The 21030-nt window shown below is 71.9% G+C and carries 19 protein-coding genes; 12 read left to right on the top strand and 7 right to left on the bottom strand.

Annotated features, from left to right (window positions below; genetic code table 11):
* Positions 1-96: 96 nt before the first annotated feature.
* The 3 genes from B9S58_RS31370 to B9S58_RS31360 form a co-directional block, all read right to left on the bottom strand.
* Positions 97-678, bottom strand: coding sequence for a hypothetical protein (locus B9S58_RS31370; RefSeq protein ID WP_258045155.1), 582 nt, complete (start codon positions 676-678; stop codon positions 97-99).
* A gap of 342 nt (positions 679-1020) precedes the next feature.
* The gene (locus B9S58_RS31365; RefSeq protein ID WP_103535312.1) at positions 1021-2652 is read right to left on the bottom strand and encodes an ABC-F family ATP-binding cassette domain-containing protein; all 1632 of its coding nucleotides are present in this window, start codon (positions 2650-2652) and stop codon (positions 1021-1023) included.
* A 197-nt stretch (positions 2653-2849) separates the two neighbouring features.
* Entirely contained in the window at positions 2850-3269 is a 420-nt protein-coding gene (locus B9S58_RS31360; protein WP_103535311.1) for an SsgA family sporulation/cell division regulator, read from the bottom strand.
* A 206-nt stretch (positions 3270-3475) separates the two neighbouring features.
* On the opposite strand from B9S58_RS31360, the gene B9S58_RS31355 reads away from it, so the two are divergent.
* Positions 3476-4621, top strand: coding sequence for an oxidoreductase (locus B9S58_RS31355; protein ID WP_181009520.1), 1146 nt, complete (start codon positions 3476-3478; stop codon positions 4619-4621).
* A 52-nt stretch (positions 4622-4673) separates the two neighbouring features.
* On the opposite strand, the gene B9S58_RS31350 is transcribed toward B9S58_RS31355, so the two are convergent.
* Positions 4674-5543, bottom strand: coding sequence for an alpha/beta fold hydrolase (locus B9S58_RS31350; protein WP_103535310.1), 870 nt, complete (start codon positions 5541-5543; stop codon positions 4674-4676).
* A gap of 55 nt (positions 5544-5598) precedes the next feature.
* Positions 5599-5895, bottom strand: a complete 297-nt coding sequence (locus B9S58_RS31345; protein ID WP_103535309.1) for a YciI family protein — start codon at positions 5893-5895, stop codon at positions 5599-5601.
* 106 nt (positions 5896-6001) lie between these two features.
* Here B9S58_RS31345 and B9S58_RS31340 point away from each other — a divergent pair, with 106 nt between their 5' ends.
* The 3 genes from B9S58_RS31340 (at position 6002) to mmpA (ending at position 7428) form a co-directional block, all read left to right on the top strand.
* Complete coding sequence (locus B9S58_RS31340) at positions 6002-6694, top strand: endonuclease V (RefSeq protein WP_103535308.1); 693 nt, start codon at positions 6002-6004, stop codon at positions 6692-6694.
* A 71-nt stretch (positions 6695-6765) separates the two neighbouring features.
* Positions 6766-7203 carry a glutaredoxin domain-containing protein gene (locus tag B9S58_RS31335; RefSeq protein ID WP_103535307.1) on the top strand — a complete coding sequence of 146 codons (438 nt, stop codon included), beginning with the start codon at positions 6766-6768 and terminating at the stop codon, positions 7201-7203.
* A gap of 81 nt (positions 7204-7284) precedes the next feature.
* Positions 7285-7428, top strand: coding sequence for a morphogenic membrane protein MmpA (mmpA, locus tag B9S58_RS38305; RefSeq protein ID WP_374935724.1), 144 nt, complete (start codon positions 7285-7287; stop codon positions 7426-7428).
* A 28-nt stretch (positions 7429-7456) separates the two neighbouring features.
* Here mmpA and B9S58_RS31330 read toward each other — a convergent pair whose 3' ends face one another.
* Positions 7457-8647, bottom strand: coding sequence for a trans-acting enoyl reductase family protein (locus tag B9S58_RS31330; protein ID WP_103535306.1), 1191 nt, complete (start codon positions 8645-8647; stop codon positions 7457-7459).
* Positions 8648-8855: 208 nt separating this feature from the next.
* Here B9S58_RS31330 and B9S58_RS31325 point away from each other — a divergent pair, with 208 nt between their 5' ends.
* From B9S58_RS31325 to B9S58_RS31310, 4 genes are all read left to right on the top strand, one after another.
* A complete protein-coding gene (locus tag B9S58_RS31325; RefSeq protein WP_103535305.1) occupies positions 8856-10001 on the top strand; it encodes a CaiB/BaiF CoA-transferase family protein in 1146 nt (381 codons plus the stop codon).
* A gap of 9 nt (positions 10002-10010) precedes the next feature.
* Positions 10011-11153 carry an acyl-CoA dehydrogenase family protein gene (locus tag B9S58_RS31320; protein ID WP_103535304.1) on the top strand — a complete coding sequence of 381 codons (1143 nt, stop codon included), beginning with the start codon at positions 10011-10013 and terminating at the stop codon, positions 11151-11153.
* 65 nt (positions 11154-11218) lie between these two features.
* The gene (locus tag B9S58_RS31315; protein ID WP_103535303.1) at positions 11219-12433 is read left to right on the top strand and encodes an acetyl-CoA C-acetyltransferase; all 1215 of its coding nucleotides are present in this window, start codon (positions 11219-11221) and stop codon (positions 12431-12433) included.
* Positions 12434-12473: 40 nt separating this feature from the next.
* Complete coding sequence (locus B9S58_RS31310) at positions 12474-14645, top strand: 3-hydroxyacyl-CoA dehydrogenase NAD-binding domain-containing protein (RefSeq protein WP_103535302.1); 2172 nt, start codon at positions 12474-12476, stop codon at positions 14643-14645.
* 36 nt (positions 14646-14681) lie between these two features.
* Here the strand turns inward: B9S58_RS31310 and B9S58_RS31305 are convergent, their stop codons facing one another.
* A complete protein-coding gene (locus tag B9S58_RS31305) occupies positions 14682-15413 on the bottom strand; it encodes a MerR family transcriptional regulator (protein WP_103535301.1) in 732 nt (243 codons plus the stop codon).
* 130 nt (positions 15414-15543) lie between these two features.
* Here B9S58_RS31305 and B9S58_RS31300 point away from each other — a divergent pair, with 130 nt between their 5' ends.
* From B9S58_RS31300 to B9S58_RS31285, 4 genes are all read left to right on the top strand, one after another.
* Positions 15544-16020, top strand: coding sequence for a macro domain-containing protein (locus B9S58_RS31300; RefSeq protein WP_103535300.1), 477 nt, complete (start codon positions 15544-15546; stop codon positions 16018-16020).
* Between the two features lie 116 nt (positions 16021-16136).
* Positions 16137-17081 carry an oxygenase MpaB family protein gene (locus B9S58_RS31295; protein ID WP_258045154.1) on the top strand — a complete coding sequence of 315 codons (945 nt, stop codon included), beginning with the start codon at positions 16137-16139 and terminating at the stop codon, positions 17079-17081.
* Positions 17082-17703: 622 nt separating this feature from the next.
* Positions 17704-19089 (top strand): M14 family metallocarboxypeptidase, encoded by a 1386-nt coding sequence (locus B9S58_RS31290; protein WP_103535299.1) that lies wholly within the window; start codon positions 17704-17706, stop codon positions 19087-19089.
* Positions 19090-19161: 72 nt separating this feature from the next.
* A complete protein-coding gene (locus B9S58_RS31285; protein WP_103535298.1) occupies positions 19162-20928 on the top strand; it encodes a BCCT family transporter in 1767 nt (588 codons plus the stop codon).
* Positions 20929-21030: the final 102 nt, after the last annotated feature.

Raw genomic sequence — 21030 nt, 5'->3', positions numbered from 1 at the left:
CGATGCGGAAGCACACGTGGTCGTGCCGCCGAAGACCGTCGTCACGACAGCGAGGGGCTACCAGCGGGACCGGGAGGCGTGAACCACGTCGTCGTCTCACCCCAGGAGCGCGTACACGGGTGCGCCGACCGCCGCGCCGATCAGCATTCCGACGGTGACCTGGCTGATGGTGTGGCAGCGCAGCCGGACACGGGACCAGCCGATCAGCGCCACGGAGGGAGCCAGCACGAGCGTCCAGGGACCGAAGACCGCCATGAGAGCGGCGAGGGCGCCGGAGGCGACAGCCGAGTGCACCGACACCTTCCAGAAGAAGGTGATCGCCAGCAGGGCGAGCAGGACGGAGGCCATCGTCACCACCAGCGCCCTCACCGCTGCGGGAGCGTTCCCCACGTACAGCAGCGTGGTGCCGGCGAGGACCGACGCCATCTCCTCGGGGGCCGCCACGAGTCGGTCCTGCCTGCGCCGCACGTGCCGGTCGCCCCAGTAACGGCGCCGCTCACCGAGGCGAAGGATCAGCGTGGGCAGCACCGCGGTGAACAACGCGGCGAACGCCCCCCAGCCGAGACCGGCCCAGCCGTCGGCGTGCAGGCCCAGCAGCGGGGCCAGGACGAGCATCCAGTTCCGGGGCTCGCCGACGTCGCTGAGCAGCCACGCCCGGCGCGCCTCATCGTGCGGCACCAGCTCCTTGGAGGCCGGCTCGGCTGGTCCGCCGCCGGCAGGGACCGGAACCACCGGTGGAGCGGCCGACGCCTGGTCGGATCGCGACATTCGGTCCCGCCCTCCGAATGGGGTTGTCGCCGAGTGCGGCGTCCAGCAGGCGAACGACGCGCTCACCGGGCCGGTCACGGCACCGGCGGCGGACAGGCCGCGGCCAACGGCGTCCGCACCGCCGCGGGCCGGGAGGGAGTGTACGCGCCGGGTGCCCGCGTACGGGCTGACCAGCGGGTTCCGCGGCACCGGACCGACAGGTCCGAACATGGCGTCGGGGAACCTGCCGACGGGGACAGCCGGTGCGCGGTCTCAGCGGCCCTCGCGCACCGCCTCCGCCGTCGTGTCCCGCAACCCGCCGTCGAGCCGGAGCCAGCGGGTGATCCCGATCGACTCAAGGAACGGCACGTCGTGGCTCGCCACGATCAGCGCCCCCTCGTACGCCTCCAGTGCCTCGGTCAGCTGCCGTACGCTCGCCAGATCGAGGCTGTTCGTCGGCTCGTCGAGCAGCAGCAGCCGGGGCGCCGGGTCGGCCAGCAACAGCGTCGCCAGCGTCGCCCGGAACCTCTCCCCGCCCGACAGGGTCCCCGCCGGGCGGTCCGCCGCGGCCCCCTTGAACAGGAAGTGGGCCAGCCGCGCCCGGACGGCGTTGTCCGTGCTGCCGGGGGCCGACCGCGCCACGTTCCGTGCCACCGACGCCGCGTCGTCCAGCACGTCCAGCCGCTGCGGCAGGAACCCCGTCGCGACCAAGGGACTCACCTCGCCCGAGAGCGGCGTCAGCTGCCCCGCGACCGTCCGGAGCAGCGCCGTCTTGCCTGCCCCGTTCCGCCCGGTCAGCGCGATCCGCTCGGGGCCCCGAACCATCAACTCGCCCCGCAGCGGCGGGCCGTAGGGCGGCACCGGGTCGCGCAGCAGCAGCACCTCGCTGCCCGGGTGGACCAGGGGCACCGGCAGCTCGACCCGGATCTCCTCGTCCTCCCGCACCGCCAGCTCCGCCTCGTCGAGACGCTCCCTGGCCGCGGCCAGCCGCTCCGTGTGCAGGATGCGGTGCTTGCCGGCCGACTCCTGTGCGGAGCGCTTGCGCTGGCCCATCACGACCTTGGGCTCGCGCTTGGTGTCCCACATCTTCTGCCCATAGCGTCTGCGCCGGGCCAACTTCACGTGGGCATCGGCCAGTTCGCGCTTCTGCCGCTGTACGTCCGACTCGGAGGCCCGCACCGTGCGCCGCGCCGCCTCCTGTTCGACGGCGAGCGCCTCCTCGTACGCCGAGAGATTCCCGCCGTACCAGGTGACCGTGCCCTCGCGCAGATCCGCGATCCGGTCCACCCGCTCCAGCAGCTCCCGGTCGTGGCTGACGACGAGCAGCACCCCCGTCCAGGCGTCGACCGCGTCGTACAGCCGCCGACGGGCGTACGCGTCCAGGTTGTTCGTCGGCTCGTCCAGCAGCAGCACCCCGGGCCGGTCCAGCAGCAGCGCGGCCAGCCGCAGCAGGACGCACTCGCCGCCGGACATCTCCCCGATGGTGCGGTCGAGCCCGATGTGCCCGAGGCCGAGCCCGTCCAGGGTGGCGAGGGACCGTTCCTCGATGTCCCAGTCGTCGCCGATCACCGCGAAGTGCTCGGGCCGCACGTCGCCCGACTCGACCGCGTCGAGCGCCGCGCGCCGGTCCGCGATGCCGAGCACCTCGTCGACCCGCAGCGCGGTGTCCAGGACCAGGGTCTGGGGCAGATGGCCGATTTCGCCGCGCATCCTGATCACACCGGACTGCGGGGCGAGTTCACCGGCGATCAAGCGCAACAGGGTTGACTTGCCGCAGCCGTTGAGGCCGATGAGCCCGGTTCGGCCGGGACCGACGGCCAGATCGAGGCCCGTGAAGACCTCACTGCCGTCGGGCCAGGAGAAGGCGAGGGAGGTACAGCTGATGTGGGTGTCGGAAGCAGACATACGGATCTCCCGTGGACGTCGGGAACGACAAGGACGGCTGGAAGCACTGAGATCGCACACGGGCGCTCCGGCCACGGCATGGCGTGGCGGGCGCTGCACGGTGTGCACAGGACCTCAGATCAGCAACGTCCTACTCCGATCGACGACGACAGGGACATCACGAAGGTAGGGCCGGGGCGCGGGCCCGGCAACCGGAATTACGGCAGGGGCCCGCCGAGCAGGTCGCTCAGACTCCGGTCCAGGTCCAGATACCGGTGCTCGTCCCCGACCGGGACCAGCTCCTGTGCCCGCTGGAGGAAGCGCCGCAGCTCATCGGTGTGCACATGGACCATGGCGATGCCCTCGGGGGCGTGGAACTCCAGCACGGTCCGCTCGTACCCGAACGGCCGTACGCGCACGTCTCCCTGCCCGGTGGGGGAGTCCACCCCGGTGGTCAGCAGCTCGCGGGAGAACTCCCAGGACACCTCGGTGCCCTCCAGGGTCGCCGGGGCCGGGAACGCCATGCGTACGGCGAAGGGGTACTGACGGTCGTAACTCAGAGTGGCAGGCAGGGTCTCCATCCGCGGTGCGGACGCGACCATGCGGGCCTGCACGGACTGCTCGATAACGCTGGACAAGACCTGCTCCCTCTCCCGGCCGGGTGAACGGTTCCCGGCATTGGAGTAGACGACGGAACTCCTCGTTTCGTGCACCGGCGCGCGGCGTGAGCTGCGTCACCGGCTTCTGGCGGTCCCGTCCGGACCTCCGCGCACCCAGCTCTCCTGCCCGGTCGGCTGCGACGCACCCTGGACGGGCCGGAACCCGTGGGCTAGCTTCCAGCGCCATGAAGGCCATGGGGAACACGGGACGGCTGATGGCACTGGTGACCGGCGGCGCGGCTCTGGCCGCCGTACTGGTCGCACCGGGCGCACACGCGGCGCCGGCGGAGATCCGGGCCGGGGCGCCGGGCGAAGCGGCCGGGGGCGCCGAGCCCGGGGAGGCGACGGGCCGCGGACTCCTGCCCGGCTGGCAGCTCACCGACACCGGCGCCGACGTCCGCTTCCGGGGACTCGCCGCGGTCAGCCGCACCACCGCCTGGGTCGCCGGGTCGAAGGGCACGGTCCTGCGTACCGGCGACGGCGGCCGTACCTGGCGGAACGTGTCACCGCCGGGCGCCGCCGGACTGGAACTCCGGGACATCGAGGCGTTCGACGGCCGCCGGGCCGTCGCCCTGGCGATCGGCGAGGGCGAGGCCTCCCGGGTGCTGCGCACCGACGACGGCGGAGCGACCTGGACCGAGTCCTTCCGCAACACCGACCCCCGCGCCTTCTTCAACTGCCTGACGTTCTTCGACAGCAGGCACGGCCTCGCGGCGGGTGACCCGGTGGACGGGAAGTTCCGGGTCCTGTCGACGGCGGACGGCGGCCGTTCCTGGCGGGTCCTGCCCGACGCCGGGATGCCTGCGGCCCTGCCCGGCGAGGCGGGCTTCGCCGCGAGCGGCCAGTGCCTGGTCGGCTCCGGCTCCAAGGACGTCTGGCTGACCACCGGGGGAGCGGCGACCGCCCGCGTCCTGCACTCCCGGGACCGGGGCCTGACCTGGACGGCGAGCGCGTCGACCCTCCCGGCGGGCGACCCGGCCCGCGGGGTCTTCGCCGTAGCCTTCCGCGACCGGGGACACGGCATCGCCGTCGGCGGGGACTACCGCCCCGACCAGGCCTCCCCGAAGGCCGCAGCCGTCACCGGGGACGGCGGCCGGACCTGGCGGGCGTCCGCCACCCCGCCGCCGGCCTACCGCTCCGGCGTCGCCTGGCTGCCCCACAGCCGCTCCGCCGCCCTGGCCGTCGGCCCGACGGGCACCGACCTCACGCTGGACGGCGGGCGCACCTGGCGCACGGTCGACTCCGGTTCGTACGACACCGTCGACTGCACACCCGACCTGGGATGCTGGGCGGCGGGCGAGAAGGGGCGGGTGGCCCGGCTGGGCCGGTAGCGGGCGTCCGGGCGGACGCCGCGGCCGGACGCCCCCACCCCGGCACCGAGCCCTACGGGGCGCCGTCGAGCACCTCCCGCAGCCGCCGCCCGAACTCGTCCGGTTTCCCCGGATAGCCGAACTCCCCGTCGAGGAAGCCGCCGTGATGGCTCGGGAACACCGTCACCCGCTGCCCGAGCAGCTCGGCGGTCGCGACGGACGTACGCCCGGTCTGCACGTTCCGGGACTCCTCGCCCACGGCGATCACCACCCGGGTGCCAGCTTCGGCGATGGCGTCGACGTCCGGCCGGTAGTCGCTGATCGCCCAGGACCGGTCGGACAGCAGCGGGTCGTCGCGCGTGCCGTCGTCCTCGGTGGGCATGCCGAACGCGGCGGGATCGGGCTCGGGCAGGGCGAAGTACGCGTCGGTGAACTCGCCCTCCCACGAGGTCATGGCCACGAACACGGCCATCCCGGCGCCCCAGCCCCGCTTCTCGTACGCGTCCCGGACCCCGGCCCGCGCCCGGACGGCCGCCGGGCCGTCCGGGATGAGCGTGGTGAGCGGCGGTTCGTGCGCGACGAGGGTGGTCACGTCACTGGGGTGGCGCGCCACGAGGGCGAGCGCGGTGACCGCCCCGCCACTGCTGGCGAACATCTCGACCGGCCCGGCTCCGAGCGCCTTGATGACGGCGTGCAGATCTTCGGCCTGGGTCTCCGGTGTGTGGTCGGTCCGCTCGTCCTTACGGGTGCTGCGGCCGAGCCCCCGCGGGTCGCAGGTGACAACGGTCCGCTCGGGAAAGTGAGCCGCGAGTGCGACGAACCCGGAGGCGTCCATCGGGTGCCCGATCATGAACAACGGCGGCCGGCCGTCGCCGGTCGGCAGGGGCCCGCGAACGTCGTGGACGAGGTCGGCGCCCGCTGTGTCGAGTGTGTGCGTCTTCATACCCGTGCAGACCGGCCCCGTCCCGGAAACTCATCGGTCGCAGGACATCCGCCCGCTACGGCAACCGCTGCCGGTACGGAGCGAGTCCGGGCGCCGTCCTGGTGGCGATGAACTCGGTGATCCGGTACGCGCACACACCGTGCTCGGCGAAGGGATCGGCCGCCGCGACCTTCTCGACCGTCGCCCGGTCCTCCCCGACGGCCAGGATCACTCCGCCGTCCCGGGGGCTCTTGCGGCCCGAGGCGATGAAGACGCCCGCCGCGTACTGCTCGTCGAGCCAGGCGATGTGTTCCCCCATCAGCGCGTCGACGCGCTCGACCGGAGCCGTGTAGGTCAATTCGAGTACGAACATGATCGTCAGGCTACGGGATTCCGGGCGCCGCTCCGGAGCCTCGTGGCGGGCGGCCTACGGCGCACCGCGTAACGGGCACGGGTCCGGCACGCATAAGCTTCCGGACATGACGACCTCCCCCACCCCCGCCCATGAAACCCCTGCTGACGAAGCCGAGGGCCGGGCGATCCAGGACCGGCTGCGCGGCCGGGTGATCCTGGACGAGGCGGGGCCGGAGCCCGGAACCGGGCTGGTCACCGGGGTGGACGTGGCGTACGACGATGTGAAGGACGTCGTCGTCGCGGCGGCCGTGGTGCTGGACGCCGTGACCCTGGAGACGGTCGACGAGGCCACCGCCGTCGGCCGGATCACCTTCCCGTACGTCCCCGGGCTGCTGGCCTTCCGGGAGATCCCGACGGCGCTGGAGGCCCTGGAGCAGCTGAGCGTCGACCCGGGCCTGGTCATCTGCGACGGCTACGGTCTGGCGCATCCGCGCCGCTTCGGACTCGCCAGCCACCTGGGCGTGCTCACCGGGCTCCCGGTGATCGGCGTCGGAAAGAACCCGTTCACGTTCACCTACGAGGCCCCCGGACCCCGGCGTGGCGACTTCTCCCCGCTGCTGGACGGCGAAGAGGTGGTCGGCCGGGCGCTGCGCACCCAGGAGAACACCAACCCGGTGTTCGTCTCGGTCGGCCACCGCATCAGCCTTGACAACGCCTGCGCCCACACCCTCCGCCTCGCCGTCCGCTACCGCCAGCCGGAGAGCACCCGCAGGGCGGACGCGCTGTGCCGGCAGACCCTGCGGGAAGCGACTGCCTGACGCGGTCCGGGCGCCTCGGGGCGGACGGCCCGCCTCGACGAGCGGGGCCGCGCGGGATAGCGTGCGTCGCCATGACGCGTGTGTGGAGGCTGCCCGTCCTGTTGGCGCTCAGCGGCGCGGTCGTCGCGACGGGGCTCACCCTCAAGGGCGACCCCGTCATGGCGGCCGTGCTCCTGGTGCTGTTCGTGCTGTTCGCCGGGGTGAACTCGCCCCTGATCTTCCCGAGGCCGGTCCCCGCCGCCGAGGCCCGGCGCCGCAGCGCGGCCGACGGCCGCCCGGTCGTCTACTGGCGGCCGGGCTGCACGTACTGCCTGCGGCTCCGCCTCCGCCTGGGCCGCGACGCCTCCCGGCTGCACTGGGTCGACATCTGGCGCGATCCGGCGGGAGCGGCCGTGGTGCGGGCGGCCAACGGCGGCGACGAGACCGTGCCGACCGTCGTCGTGGCGGACCGGCCGCACACCAACCCGGACCCCGCGTGGGTACGCGAACAGCTCCCGCCCGCCGCCTGAAGGTCCCGGGCGTGGAACAGCCCTGCAACTGAGTACCCGTACGGTTGGCGTATGTCTGCCCGGCTGGGCAGGCTGAAACGCATGAACACCTCTCGTACGGCTGTCCGCACCGCGCCCCTCGACCCCGCCCAGCGCCGCGCGGTGCTCGGCGCCGTCCTCGGCGGCGGCGTCGGGCTCGTCTGGCTGGGCGCGATGCTCTACACGCTGGCCGACTGGATCTTCTAGACCTCCTGGGCCATCCCCGGGGCGTCGGCTACCGCACCGCCGCCACCCGGAACCGCAGCCCCGCCGCCGTCAGCCGTTCCAGGAGCGCGTCGCCCATGGCCACCGCCGAGGTGACCTGCCCGGAGGTCTCCGGCAGCTCGTCCAGGGCCAGGCACACCGCCGACTCGGCGAGAATCTTCGCCGTCTCGCCGTAGCCCGGGTCGCCGCCGGACACCTCGGTGAAGACGCGCCGCCCGCCGCCCTCGCCGACGAAGCGGATGGTGAACCAGCTCCGCTCGCGGCGCTCCTCGTCCGGCCCCCGACCCGGTTCGTAACGCCCCATCAGCCACTCCCGTACGCCCTCCATCTGTGCGGCGGCCACCAGCGCGCCGATCGCCACCGGGGCGCCGAGGGCCATCGGCAGGGTCTTGACCGAGGCGAAGTGCCGGTAGCGGAAGTCGGGGCCGTACCGCTCCAGGGCCCGTGCGGAGCGGCCCACGATCGTCGGGTCCACCGTCGGCAGCGGCAGCGCCCACGTGCCGGTGGCTCCGCTGAAGTGCGGGTGGCCCGCAGGGGTGCGGACGCGGCGGCCCGCCAGGCGCGGCTCGTGCAGTCGGCGCTCCCGGGCGGCGGCCAGCATCTGCGGGCCCCGGCCCATCGCGGTCAGCGCCGAGGCGAAGGTTCCGCCGGAGAACACCGCGTCGGTACGGACGAAGCCGTCGACGGTCAGGGGCACGTCCTCGGGCAGCTGCTTGACGGTGAAGTACGCCCCCAGATCGTGGGGGACGGAGTCGAAGCCGCAGGCGTGCACGATGCGCGCCCCCGTCTCGCGGGCCCGTGCGTCGTGCTCCAGATACGTCCGGTCGATGAACTCCGCCTCGCCCGTGAGGTCCGCGTAGTCCGTCCCGGCCTCCGCGCACGCGGCGACGAGCTTCTCGCCGTAACGGATGTACGGCCCCACCGTCGTGGCCACCACCCGGGTGGAGGCGGCCAGTTCGGCCAGTGCCTCCGCGTCGTCCGCGTCGGTCTCCAGCAGCGGCAGATCCGCGCAGCGGGGTGCGATCGCGGTGAGCCGTTCGCGCAGCCCCTCCAACTTGGCCCGGTTGCGTCCGGCCAGCGCCCAGCGCAGGCCGGCGGGGGCGTGGGCCGCCAGGTACTCGGCCGTGAGCGTCCCCACGAAGCCGGTGGCACCGAAGAGGACGACATCCAAAGGGCGTGTCGCGTCGTTCTGCCTGTTCACGAGTACCTCCGCTGCGAGCCGGGTGCCGACGTGGCAGGCAGAGGGTAGCGGAGAGCGCCGTGGCGGCGCCCGGCCGGGCGGCCGGATACGAGAGGATCGGGTGGAAGAACTAAGCGCTTGCTCGGCCCGAGGGGTTGTGCGGAGCCGGGCGCGTTCTTAGCATCATTGATGTTACATCGGTTGTGTCACACCCCTGGGGGGCTCACAGATGGCGAAAGGCCCAAGGCCCGGACACGGTCCGCTGACCGGTGTCCGTGTCGTCGAGCTGGCGGGCATCGGCCCCGGACCGTTCGCCGCGATGCTGTTGGCGGACCTCGGGGCCGACGTCGTACGCGTCGACCGACCGGGCGGCGCGGGGCTCGGCATCGATCCCGCGTACGACCTCACCAACCGCAACAAGCGCTCCGTCCTCCTGGACCTCAAGAGCGACGAGGGACCGGCCCGCGTCCTGGACCTCGTCGAACGCGCCGACATCCTGGTCGAGGGCTACCGCCCCGGCGTCGCCGAACGCCTCGGTGTCGGGCCCGACACCTGCCTCACCCGCAACCCGAAGCTCGTCTACGGCCGGATGACCGGCTGGGGCCAGAACGGGCCGCTCGCCGACCGCGCCGGGCACGACATCGCCTACCTCGCGCTCACCGGCACCCTGTCCATGATCGGCAAGCCGGACGAACCGCCGACCGTCCCCGCCAACCTGGTCGGCGACTACGCGGGCGGCTCGCTCTACCTCGTCGTCGGCGTCCTCGCAGCCCTCCAGCACGCACGCGCCCACGGTGAGGGGCAGGTCGTCGACGCCGCCATCGTGGACGGAGCCGCCCACCTCGCCACGATGATCCACGGCATGCTGGCCGCCGGGAGCTGGCAGGACCGGCGCGGCGCGAATCTACTCGACGGCGGCTGCCCGTTCTACGGCACCTACGCCACGTCCGACGGCGGCCACATGGCGGTCGGCCCGCTGGAGGGGCGGTTCTACGCGGAGTTCATCGGCCTGCTCGGCCTCGCGGACGCCTTCCCCGACCGGTGGGACCTCGCCCGCTGGGACGAGTTGCGCGCCGCCGTGACCGAGCGGTTCCTGACCCGTACGCGCGCCGAGTGGACCGAGGTCTTCGACGGCACCGACGCCTGCGTGGCCCCCGTGCTCTCGCTCACCGAAGCGCCGCACCACCCGCACCTCGCCGCCCGCTCCACCTTCGTCGAGCACAGCGGTCTCACCCAGCCCGCCCCCGCACCGCGCTTCTCCGGCACCCCCGTATCCGTACGCTGCGGGCCGGCGCGGCCCGGCGCCGACACGGCCGCCGTCGCCGCCGACTGGGACGTACCGGCACTGCGGCCCGACTCGACCGACACCCCCTAGGAGCCCCCGTTGCAACGGCAGATCTTCACCGAGGAGCACGACGCGTTCCGCGAGACCGTCCGGGCCTTCCTGGCCAAGGAGGTCCTTCCGTACTACGAGCAGTGGGAGCAGGACGGCATCGTCTCCCGCGAGGCCTGGCTGGCCGCCGGGCGCGCGGGGCTGCTGGGCCTCGCCGTCCCGGAGGTGTACGGCGGCGGCGGCAGCGACGACTTCCGCTACAGCGCCGTCCTCGCCGAGGAGTTCACCCGGGCCGGGGCCGCCGGCCTCGCGATCGGCCTGCACAACGACATCATCGGCCCCTACCTCACCGGGCTTGCCACCGACGAGCAGAAACGGCGCTGGCTCCCCGGTTTCTGCTCCGGCGAGACCATCACCGCGATCGCGATGACCGAGCCGGGCGCGGGCTCCGACCTCCAGGGCATCCGCACCACCGCCGAGGACAAGGGCGACCACTGGCTGCTCAACGGCTCCAAGACCTTCATCTCCAACGGGATTCTGGCCGACCTGGTCGTCGTCGTCGCGAAGACCACCCCGGAGGGCGGGGCCAAGGGCCTCTCGCTGATCGTCGTCGAACGCGGCGCGGCAGGCTTCGAGCGGGGTCGCAACCTCGACAAGATCGGCCAGAAGTCCCAGGACACCGCCGAGTTGTTCTTCAACGACGTCCGCGTCCCCAAGGAGAACCTCCTCGGCGAACTCGACGGCGCGTTCCTCCACCTGATGACCAACCTGGCCCAGGAGCGCATGGGTATAGCGGTCGCCGGGATCGCCGCCGCCGAACACCTGCTGGAGATCACCACCCAGTACGTCAAGGAGCGTGAGGCCTTCGGACGCCCGCTCTCCAAGCTCCAGCACATCCGCTTCGAGATCGCCGAGATGGCCACCGAATGCGCCGTCACCCGGAGCTTCCTCGACCGGTGCATCGTCGACCACTCCGACGGCGTCCTGGACGCCGTCCACGCCTCCATGGCCAAGTGGTGGGCCACCGAACTGCAGAAGCGGGTCGCCGACCGCTGCCTGCAACTCCACGGAGGATACGGCTACATGAGCGAGTACAAAGTGGCCAAGGCATTCACCGACGGCCGCATCCAGACCATCTACGGCGGCACGACCGAGATCATGAAGGAGATCATCGGTCGCTCGCTGCTCGCCTGAGCCCCGGGACCGACACGACACCTCCTGGCCCCGGGCCGACAACCCACCCTCGAAAGGCAGCTGTCTTGAGTACCGAAGCATTCGTCTACGACGCGATCCGCACCCCGCGCGGCCGCGGCAAGGCCAACGGAGCCCTGCACGGGACCAAGCCGATCGACCTGGTCGTCGGACTCATCCACGAGATCCGGGGCCGCTTCCCGGACCTCGACCCGGCCGCGATCGACGACATCGTCCTCGGCGTGGTCAGCCCGCTCGGCGACCAGGGCTCCGACATCGCCCGCATCGCCGCCATCGCGGCGGGCCTGCCCGACTCCGTCGCCGGGGTCCAGGAGAACCGCTTCTGTGCCTCGGGCCTGGAAGCGGTCAACCTGGCGGCCGCCAAGGTCCGTTCGGGCTGGGAGGACCTCGTCCTTGCCGGTGGCGTCGAGTCGATGTCCCGGGTGCCGATGGGCTCCGACGGCGGGGCCTGGGCGATGGACCCGATGACCAGCTTCGAGACCGGCTTCGCCCCGCAGGGCATCGGCGCCGACCTCATCGCCACCATCGAGGGCTTCAGTCGCCGCGACGTCGACGAGTACGCGGCCCTCTCCCAGGAGCGCGCCGCCGCCGCCTGGAAGGACGGCCGCTTCGCCCGCTCCGTCGTCCCCGTCAAGGACCGCAACGGACTGCTCGTCCTCGACCACGACGAACACCTGCGCCCCGGCACCACCGCCGACTCCCTCGCCGGACTCAAGCCCTCCTTCGCGGGCATCGGAGAGATGGGCGGCTTCGACGCGGTGGCGCTGCAGAAGTACCACTGGGTCGAGAAGATCGACCACGTCCACCACGCGGGCAACTCCTCCGGCATCGTGGACGGCGCGGCCCTTGTCGCCATCGGCTCGAAGGAGGTCGGCGAGCGCTACGGACTCACCCCGCGCGCCCGGATCGTCTCCGCCGCCGTCTCCGGCTCCGAGCCCACCATCATGCTCACCGGCCCCGCGCCCGCCACCCGCAAGGCGCTCGCCAAGGCCGGTCTGACCATCGACGACATCGACCTCGTCGAGATCAACGAAGCCTTCGCCGGAGTCGTCCTGCGCTTCGTCAAGGACATGGGCCTGTCCCTGGACAAGGTCAACGTCAACGGCGGCGCCATCGCGCTCGGTCACCCCCTCGGTGCGACCGGCGCGATGATCCTCGGCACCGTCATCGACGAACTGGAGCGCCGCGACCAGCAGTTCGGCCTGGTCACCCTCTGTGTCGGCGGCGGCATGGGTGTCGCCACCGTCGTCGAACGCATCTGACCTGTCCCCGGCCCCACCTGCTTACGGAGAAGACACCGACATGACCGAGAGCACGACCATCCGCTGGGAACAGGACGAGACCGGCGTCGTCACCCTCGTCCTCGACGACCCCGACCAGTCGGCCAACACGATGAACCAGGCCTTCAAGGACTCCATCGCGGCCATCGCGGAGCGCGCCGAGGCCGAGAAGGACACGATCCGCGGCATCATCTACACCTCCGCCAAGAAGACCTTCTTCGCCGGCGGCGACCTCAAGGACATGATCAAGGTCGGCCCGGAGAACGCCCGTGCCGCGTTCGACACCGGCAACGCGATCAAGCGCTCGCTCCGCCGGATCGAGACCCTCGGCAAGCCCGTCGTCGCCGCCATCAACGGCGCGGCCCTCGGCGGCGGTTACGAGATCGCGCTCGCCTCCCACCACCGCGTCGCCCTCGACGCGCCCGGCTCCCGCATCGGCCTGCCCGAGGTCACTCTCGGCCTGCTCCCGGCCGGTGGCGGCGTCACCCGGACCGTACGGCTCATGGGCATCGCCGACGCGCTGCTCAAGGTGCTGCTCCAGGGCACGCAGTACACCCCGCAGCGGGCACTGGAGAACGGCCTGGTCCACGAAGTCGCGGCCACCCGCGAGGAGATGATCGAGAAGGCCCGAGCCTTCATCGACACCCACCCGGAGTCCCAGCAGCCCTGGGACGTCAAGGGTTACAAGATCCCCGGCGGCACCCCGTCCAGCCCGCGCCTCGCCGCCAACCTGCCCGCCTTCCCGGCCAACCTGAAGAAGCAGCTCGCGGGCGCGCCCATGCCGGCGCCGCGCAACATCCTGGCGGCGGCCGTCGAGGGCTCCCAGGTCGACTTCGAGACCGCCCTGACCATCGAGGCCCGGTACTTCACCGAGCTGGTGACCGGCCAGGTCGCCAAGAACATGATCCAGGCGTTCTTCTTCGACCTCCAGGCCGTCAACTCCGGTGCCAGCCGCCCCAAGAACATCCCCGAGCGCCCCGTCCGCAAGGTCGCCGTCCTCGGCGCCGGGATGATGGGCGCCGGCATCGCCTACTCCTGCGCCAAGGCCGGCATCGAGGTCGTCCTCAAGGACGTCTCCACCGAGGCGGCCGCCAAGGGCAAGGCGTACAGCGAGAAGCTGCTCGCCAAGGCGCTCTCCCGGGGCCGTACGACCGAGGCGAAGCGCGATGAACTGCTGGCCCGGATCACGCCGACCGGCGACGCCGCCGACCTCGCGGGCTGCGATGCGGTGATCGAGGCCGTCTTCGAGGACACCGCCCTCAAGCACAAGGTGTTCCAGGAGATCCAGGACGTCATCGAGCCGGACGCGCTGCTCTGCTCCAACACCTCCACCCTCCCGATCACGGTCCTCGCCGAAGGCGTCTCGCGCCCCGTCGACTTCATCGGGCTGCACTTCTTCTCGCCCGTCGACAAGATGCCCCTCGTCGAGATCATCAAGGGCGAGCGGACCGGCGACGAGGCGCTCGCCCGCGCCTTCGACCTGGTGCGCCGGATCAAGAAGACGCCTGTCGTCGTCAACGACTCGCGTGGCTTCTTCACCTCGCGCGTCATCGGCCAGTTCATCAACGAGGGCGTCGCCATGGTCGGCGAGGGCGTCGAGCCCGCTTCGATCGAGCAGGCCGCCGCGCAGTCCGGCTACCCGGCCAAGGTGCTCTCCCTGATGGACGAGCTGACCCTGACCCTGCCGCGCAAGATCCGCAACGAGACCAGGCGCGCGGTGGAGGAGGCCGGCGGCACCTGGCCCGGACACCCCTCGGACGCGGTCATCGACCGCATGGTCGACGAGTTCGGCCGCCCCGGGCGCAGCGGCGGCGCGGGCTTCTACGACTACGACGAGGACGGCAGGCGCGCCGGCCTGTGGCCGGGCCTGCGCGAGCACTTCGCGAAGCCCGACGTGGACGTGCCCTTCGAGGACATGAAGGAGCGGATGCTCTTCTCCGAGGCCCTGGACAGCGTCCGCTGCCTGGAGGAGAACGTCCTCATCTCCGTCGCCGACGCCAACATCGGCTCCATCATGGGCATCGGCTTCCCGCCGTGGACCGGTGGCGTCCTCCAGTACATCAACGGGTACGAGGGTGGCCTGCCCGGCTTCGTGGCCCGCGCCCGGGAACTCGCCGAGCGCTACGGCGACCGCTTCCTGCCGCCCGCGCTGCTGGTGGAGAAGGCGGAGAAGGGCGAGACCTTCCACGACTGAGGCGCCGACCGGTGCTGTCGCGGGCCGCGTTCACCCTCACTCGGCGGTGAACGCGGCCCGCAGCTCCTCCTTCAGTGACCGTTGAAACGCCGTCACCAGCGCCTGCACCACGATCGGTTGCATATCGGCGGACAGCGACTTCATCGCGGCCACATGCTCCGGGTCGCCCTCGCGCTCCCGGTAGGGGTTCCACACCTCGTCCCGGAACAGCCGGGTCATCTCCTGGGCGGCCGAGCGGGTGTGCTCCAGCAGAACGGTCCGCGCCGCCAGGATCGTCTCGTGCGCGATCGGCACGTCCAGCAGCTCCACCCCGAGCCGCAACAGCCCCGGATCCACCCGGTACGCCCCGCCGTCCTCCTGGGGCCGGACCAGCACCCCCATCGCCGCCAGCCGCTCCACATCCGCCTCCGACAGCGCACGCCCGGCCCGCCGCTCCAGCTCGGCCCGGGAGGAGTCCTCGGTCCTGTCCGGCGCCCAGGACGCGACGAGCGCCCGGTGGATCGCCAGATCGTGGGCGCTCAGATCGGGCGGCAGCTGCTCCAGATACCGTTCGATCGCGGCCAGCGTCATGCCCTGCTGCTGGAGCTCCTCGATCAGCGCGAGCCGCGAGAGGTGGTCCGGCCCGTAGTGTCCGACCCGCCGGGGTCCGATGACCGGGGGCGGCAACAGGCCTCGGGTGCTGTAGAACCGCACGGTGCGCACGGTGACCCCGGCGCGCGCCGCCAGCTCGTCCACCGTGAGCGTCGGCCCGTCGGTCCCCGTCGCCATCTCTGCTCCCCGCGGTCTAATCCTCATGTCGGACAGTGCTGGTGTCTCACCACTACTGTGAAAGTGTCTGCCACCGGGGCCGCGCCGTCCACCCCGGACTGTTGTCAGTGGCGGCCCGTACGGTGAGGTCATGTCGGAGATCATCCGTGTACGGGGGGACGCCACCGCCCCACAGGGCAAGGGCGTCAAGCTGATCGTCCACGTCTGCAACGACCTGGGCGGCTGGGGCAAGGGCTTCGTCCTGGCCCTCTCCCGCCGCTGGCCGGAGCCCGAGGCCGCCTACCGCCGCTGGCACCGCGAGCGGGCGGGCAACGACATCGCCCTCGGCGCGGCGCAGTTCGTGCGGGTGGAGCCCTGTCTCTGGGTGGCCAACATGGTCGGCCAGCGGGGCATGCGCACCGGCAGCAAGGGAGTGCCCGTGCGGTACGAGGCCATTGACGCGGCACTCGGCACGGTGGCCGTTCGGGCGGGCGAGCTCGGGGCATCGGTCCATATGCCCCGGATCGGTTGCGGGCTCGCGGGCGGCAAGTGGTCCAGGATCGAGCCGCTGATCGAGCGGCGCCTGATATCCGCCGGCCTACCGGTGACGGTGTACGACCACGACTGACCGGGTCACCGGCGGCCCCGGACCCCGCCCCCACGGTCCTCCCGCACCCGAGGGATCATGGAGGAGTAGGGGACGGGCAGCGCACGGCAGGCCCGCCGGGACCGCGGGAGCACCGGATGAGCAGCGTGGACGGCACGGAAGCGCGTCCTGCGGGTGGTGCAGGGCAGCCCGCGCCGGACGGTGCCGGTGAGCTGACACCGGACCGTCGCCGCGACCCCGAGCCGCCCCCGCCCGGCGGCGTGCTCTGGAGCCTGTCCGGCGACATCCGCGCCCTGCTGATGCTGCCTGCCGCCCTCACCCTCCAGGTCGCTCACCCGGCCGTCGGCGCCGGAGTCGACGAGCACTCCGTCTTCCGCACGGACCCGTGGGGGCGCGGCGAACGTTCGCTGCGTTCGCTCCAGCTCTGGGTCTACGGCGGCGCGGAGGCCGCAGAGGAGGGCCGTCGGCTGCGTGTGCTGCACCGCACCATCCAGGGGACCGACACCCGTGGCCGCCGGTACCACGCCCTGACGCCCGCCAACTACGCCTGGGTGCACGCCACCGGCTTCCCCGTCTACCAGCACGCGGCCCGCTATCTCATCCGGCCCATGAGCCCCGTCCAGGAGCGGGCCCTGTACGCGGAGTGGCTCCAGGTCGGCCGGATCCTCGGCATCCACGACCGGGACATGCCCCAGACCATCGAGGAGTTCTGGCCGTACTGGGAGAAGATGCTCGCCGGGGAGATCGAGGCGACCACCGTGGTGCGTGAACTGGTCGACGTCGGCCAGCCCGTACCTCCGCCGGACCGGGGTCCGTGGCCGCTCCGGCTGATGCTGCGGGCGCTGTGGCCGGTGCTGCTGCCGCCGCTGGCCCGCTTTCGGCGGTTCGTCACCATCGGACTCATGCCGCCCGATGCCCGCGCGGCCGTCGGACTGCCGTGGAGCGCCAGCCAGGAGAAGCGGCTGCGCCGGATGTGCGCGGTGCTGCGGGTCGTCGTCCCCGTCCTCCCCGAGCGGCTGCGCTATCTGCCCCGGGCACGGGCGGCCCGCGCCGCCCGGCGTACGGCTGCGTCCAACGGCTGATCCGGCCCGTGCCCACTGGCGTACGGCCGTGCGAAAGCACCGGTGGACCGTCGGAGCAGCGCAACTCCCGCCGGTCCGACGACCCCGGTGTCCATGCGTACGGCTGTCAACGCTGCTCGTGGCCGCCGTTGCCCCGGCCGGCGGGAGCCGCGTGACCGGCGCGGTCACCGGTCGTGCGCGGTGTTCGTCGTCGCGATCTTCACGTTCGGTACGTCCCCGCCCAACTCCCTGCTGCAGGCGTTCAGGACCGGCGGACCGTCAGCCGTCCTGTCCGTCGTGATGCCGGCCCTTGTCGATGGCGAGCGTCGCCGGACAGGCCGTCTGCGGCTTGTCGGAGCGCCAGTTGAATCGGGCCCAGCCGATCTTCGTGCTCGGTGACCGCGGTACCCCATCGCTGATCGCCCGGGTGCCGCCCGGTGCTTCGGCCGCAGGTCGTACTCCTGCCGCACGACCGCCGTTCCGTCGTCACGGACGGCCGGGCGGACGGCGGTACGAACGACAGTACGAAAGGAAGTGATCGACCCCTGTCGCACAGGAGTTGACCGGGGTAACGTCCGCACATCGCCGACAGGCCGACGGGCATCACGATGTCCGCTCCACACGCCCCGGGAGGTAGCCGCTGATGAGCCCTCGCGTCGCTCGCGCACTCCGCATGCTCAGCCCGCACCCGTGGCTCGCGCCGGTCGAGGGCCCGGCCCGGACGGAGTCCGCGCCCCGGGGCCGCGGAGCCAGGGCGACGCGCCGAACGGCCATGGCGGCGACGCTCGCCGCGCTGGCCCTCCCGTTCGCCATCGCTCCCGCCGAGGCGGCGCACCGCCCGCCGCGCACCGGGTTCGAGACGAGCGAGGGGGCCCGCTGGACCGGCGAGGCGGAGGAGCGGTCCTTCCTCGCCGCGGTGGACCGGGGGAGCGACCGGGTCTCGGTGGACCGCGTCGGTACGACCGGTCAGGGCCGCCCGCTGCGGCTCGCGCGCGTCGGTCAGGAGCGCCCCGGAGCCACCACGGTGCTCCTGGTCTGCAGCCAGCACGGGGACGAGCCCGCCGGGCGCGAGGCCTGTCTGACCACGATCCGCGACCTGGCGTTCGCCCAGGACCGGGCGACCCGCGCCTTCCTGGCCCGGACGACCCTGCTGGTGCTGCCCACGGCCAACCCCGACGGACGCGCCGCCGGCACCCGTGGCAACGCCGACGGGGTCGACGTCAACCGTGACCACATCGCCCTGGAGACCGCCGAGGCGCGGGCCGTCGCCGCCGTCGTACGCGACGAACGGCCCCAGGTGATCTACGACTTGCACGAGTACGATGCGACACCGCCGTACTACGACAAGGATCTGTTCGCCCTGTGGCCTCGCAACCTCAACGTCGACGACCGGGTGGACGACGTCTCGCGCACCCTCTCCGAGCGGTATGTCCGCCCCGCCGCGACGGCGAGCGGCTACAGCAGCGGCCACTACGGCATCTGGACCGACCCGGTCACCGGTGAGCCCGTCAAGCAGGTCGCCGGCGACGGCCAGGAACGCATCCTGCGCAACACCTCCGGCCTCAAGCACGCCGTCGGCCTGCTGATCGAGTCCCGGGTCGACGCGCTGAGCGACGCGGAGAAGGCGGATCCGGCGCTCAACCACCGGCGCAGGGTCCACTCCCAGCGGACCGCGCTCGGCGGTCTCTTCCGCTTCACCGACGAGCAGCGCGCCCGGTTCATGACGGCCACCGCCCTCTCGCGCCTGACCGGCCTCGCCGACCGGGGGCCCATCTACCTCGGCGGCGCCGACAACGACCCGGCCGAGCCCGCCGAGATCCTCGCCGATCCGCTGTGCGGCTACCGGCTGGACGCGGCCCGGTACGCGGCGGTGAAGGACCGGCTGGCCCTGCACGGCATCCGGTCTCGGCCGGACGCGGGTGGCGCATATGTGCCCTTGCGTCAACCTGCCCGGAACCTGATCCCCCTCCTCCTCGATCAACGAGCGACATATCACCTAACAAACGGTCAAGCTGATACCGCTTGTTGATCCTTCGAGATCTCAGGCAGGTGTGGTACTGCCTACAGAGAGCGTTTTCAGACTCGGTGAAAGGTGCTATTCGTGTCCCAGGACGACCAGACAACGGACGGGCGGGAAGGGCTGTCGGTCACGGCGGACCTTCCCCCCGATCCGGTCAGTACCAGGGCTCCGACCACCGACCGGGTGGTGTTCGGCGTCACGGCGGTCCTCACGCTCGCCTTCGTCGTCTGGGGTGCGACCGCCACCGACTCCCTGGAGAGCGTGTCCGCCAGGCTGCTCAAGGGGCTGGTCCACAACGGTGGCTGGGCCTTCATACTGGCCGCGTCGGCCTTCGTCATCTTCGCCCTGTGGCTGGCCGTCAGCCGGTACGGCAAGATCAGCCTCGGCCAGGAGGGTGAGAAGCCGGAGTTCCGGACCATCTCCTGGATCGCGATGATGTTCAGCGCCGGTATGGGCATCGGGCTGATGTTCTGGGGCGTGGCCGAACCCCTCGCCCATTTCCGTACCCCGCCGCCGGGCACCGACCCCGCCGACTCGGCCGAGGCCATGCAGACGGCGATGGCGACCACGCTCTTCCACTGGACGCTGCACCCCTGGGCCATCTACGCGGTGGTCGGGCTCGCCATCGCCTACAGCGCCTACCGGATGCGCAGGCGGCAGACGATCAGCGCGGTCTTCGAGCCGCTGATCGGCAAGCGCCACGCGTACGGCGGCGTCGGCCGCGTCATCGACATCCTGGCCATCTTCGCCACCCTGTTCGGCTCGGCGGCCTCTCTGGGCCTCGGCGCGCTCCAGATCGGCAGCGGCATCCAGGAACTGGACTGGCTGGAGAAGGCCGGCACCGGACTTCTCGTCGCCATCATCGCCGTCCTGACCGTCGGCTTCGTCGCCTCCGCGGTCTCCGGAGTCGAGAAGGGCATCCAGTGGCTGTCCAACATCAACATGGTGCTGGCCCTGTTTCTCGTCCTGTTCGTCTTCATCGCCGGTCCCACCATCTTCGTGCTCGACCTGGTGCCCACGTCCCTCGGCGCCTACATCACCGACCTGGGGCAGCTCGCCGGACGCACCGAGGCGACCGGCGGCGGTGAAGTGGCCACCTGGCTCGGCGGCTGGACGGTCTTCTACTGGGCCTGGTGGATCTCCTGGACGCCCTTCGTCGGCATGTTCATCGCCAGGATCAGCCGCGGCCGGACGATCCGTCAGTTCGTCGGCGGCGTCATCCTGGTGCCCAGCACGGTCAGCCTGATCTGGTTCGCCGTCTTCGGCGGCTCGGCCATGAAGCTGGACGAGGCCGGGAAGCTCACCGGTGCCGACACCCCGGAGGCGCAGCTGTTCGGCGTCCTCCAGGAGTTCCCGATCGCCACCCTGACGAGCCTCCTCGTGATGATCCTGGTCGGCATCTTCTTCGTCTCCGGCGCGGACGCCGCCTCGATCGTCATGGGCACCCTCTCGCAGAAGGGCGTCCTCGAACCGACCAAGTGGGTCGTCATCTTCTGGGGGGTCGTGACCGGGGCCGTGGCCGCGATCATGCTGCTCATCGGCGAGGGCGAGGAGAACGCGCTCCAAGGGCTCCAGAACCTCACCATCCTGGTGGCCGCCCCGTTCACCATCGTGATGATCGGCATGTGCGTGGCTCTGATGCGGGACCTGCGCAAGGACCCGCAGATCGTCCGGCAGGAGTTCGGCGTGGAGGCGGTCGAGTCCGCGGTGATCGAGGGGCACGCCAAGTACGACGGCGACTTCGAGATCCGCATCGGCCCCGGGACCGCGACGATCACGGACGAGCGCCACAAGCCCGACGCCACCGGGCCGGGCTCCACGGCCACGGAGAAGCGCCCCTCCGACTGACCGCGGAACCGCGGAGCAGCCCGCGGAATCGCAGATCCACTCCGGAGCCCGCGACCGTCGACCGGTCGCGGGCTCCGGCTTTCGTGTCCCGCGCACCATCCG

The organism is Streptomyces sp. SM11 (assembly GCF_002910905.1).
GTDB lineage: Bacteria > Actinomycetota > Actinomycetes > Streptomycetales > Streptomycetaceae > Streptomyces.
This window is presented reverse-complemented; position numbering and strand designations above follow the sequence as displayed.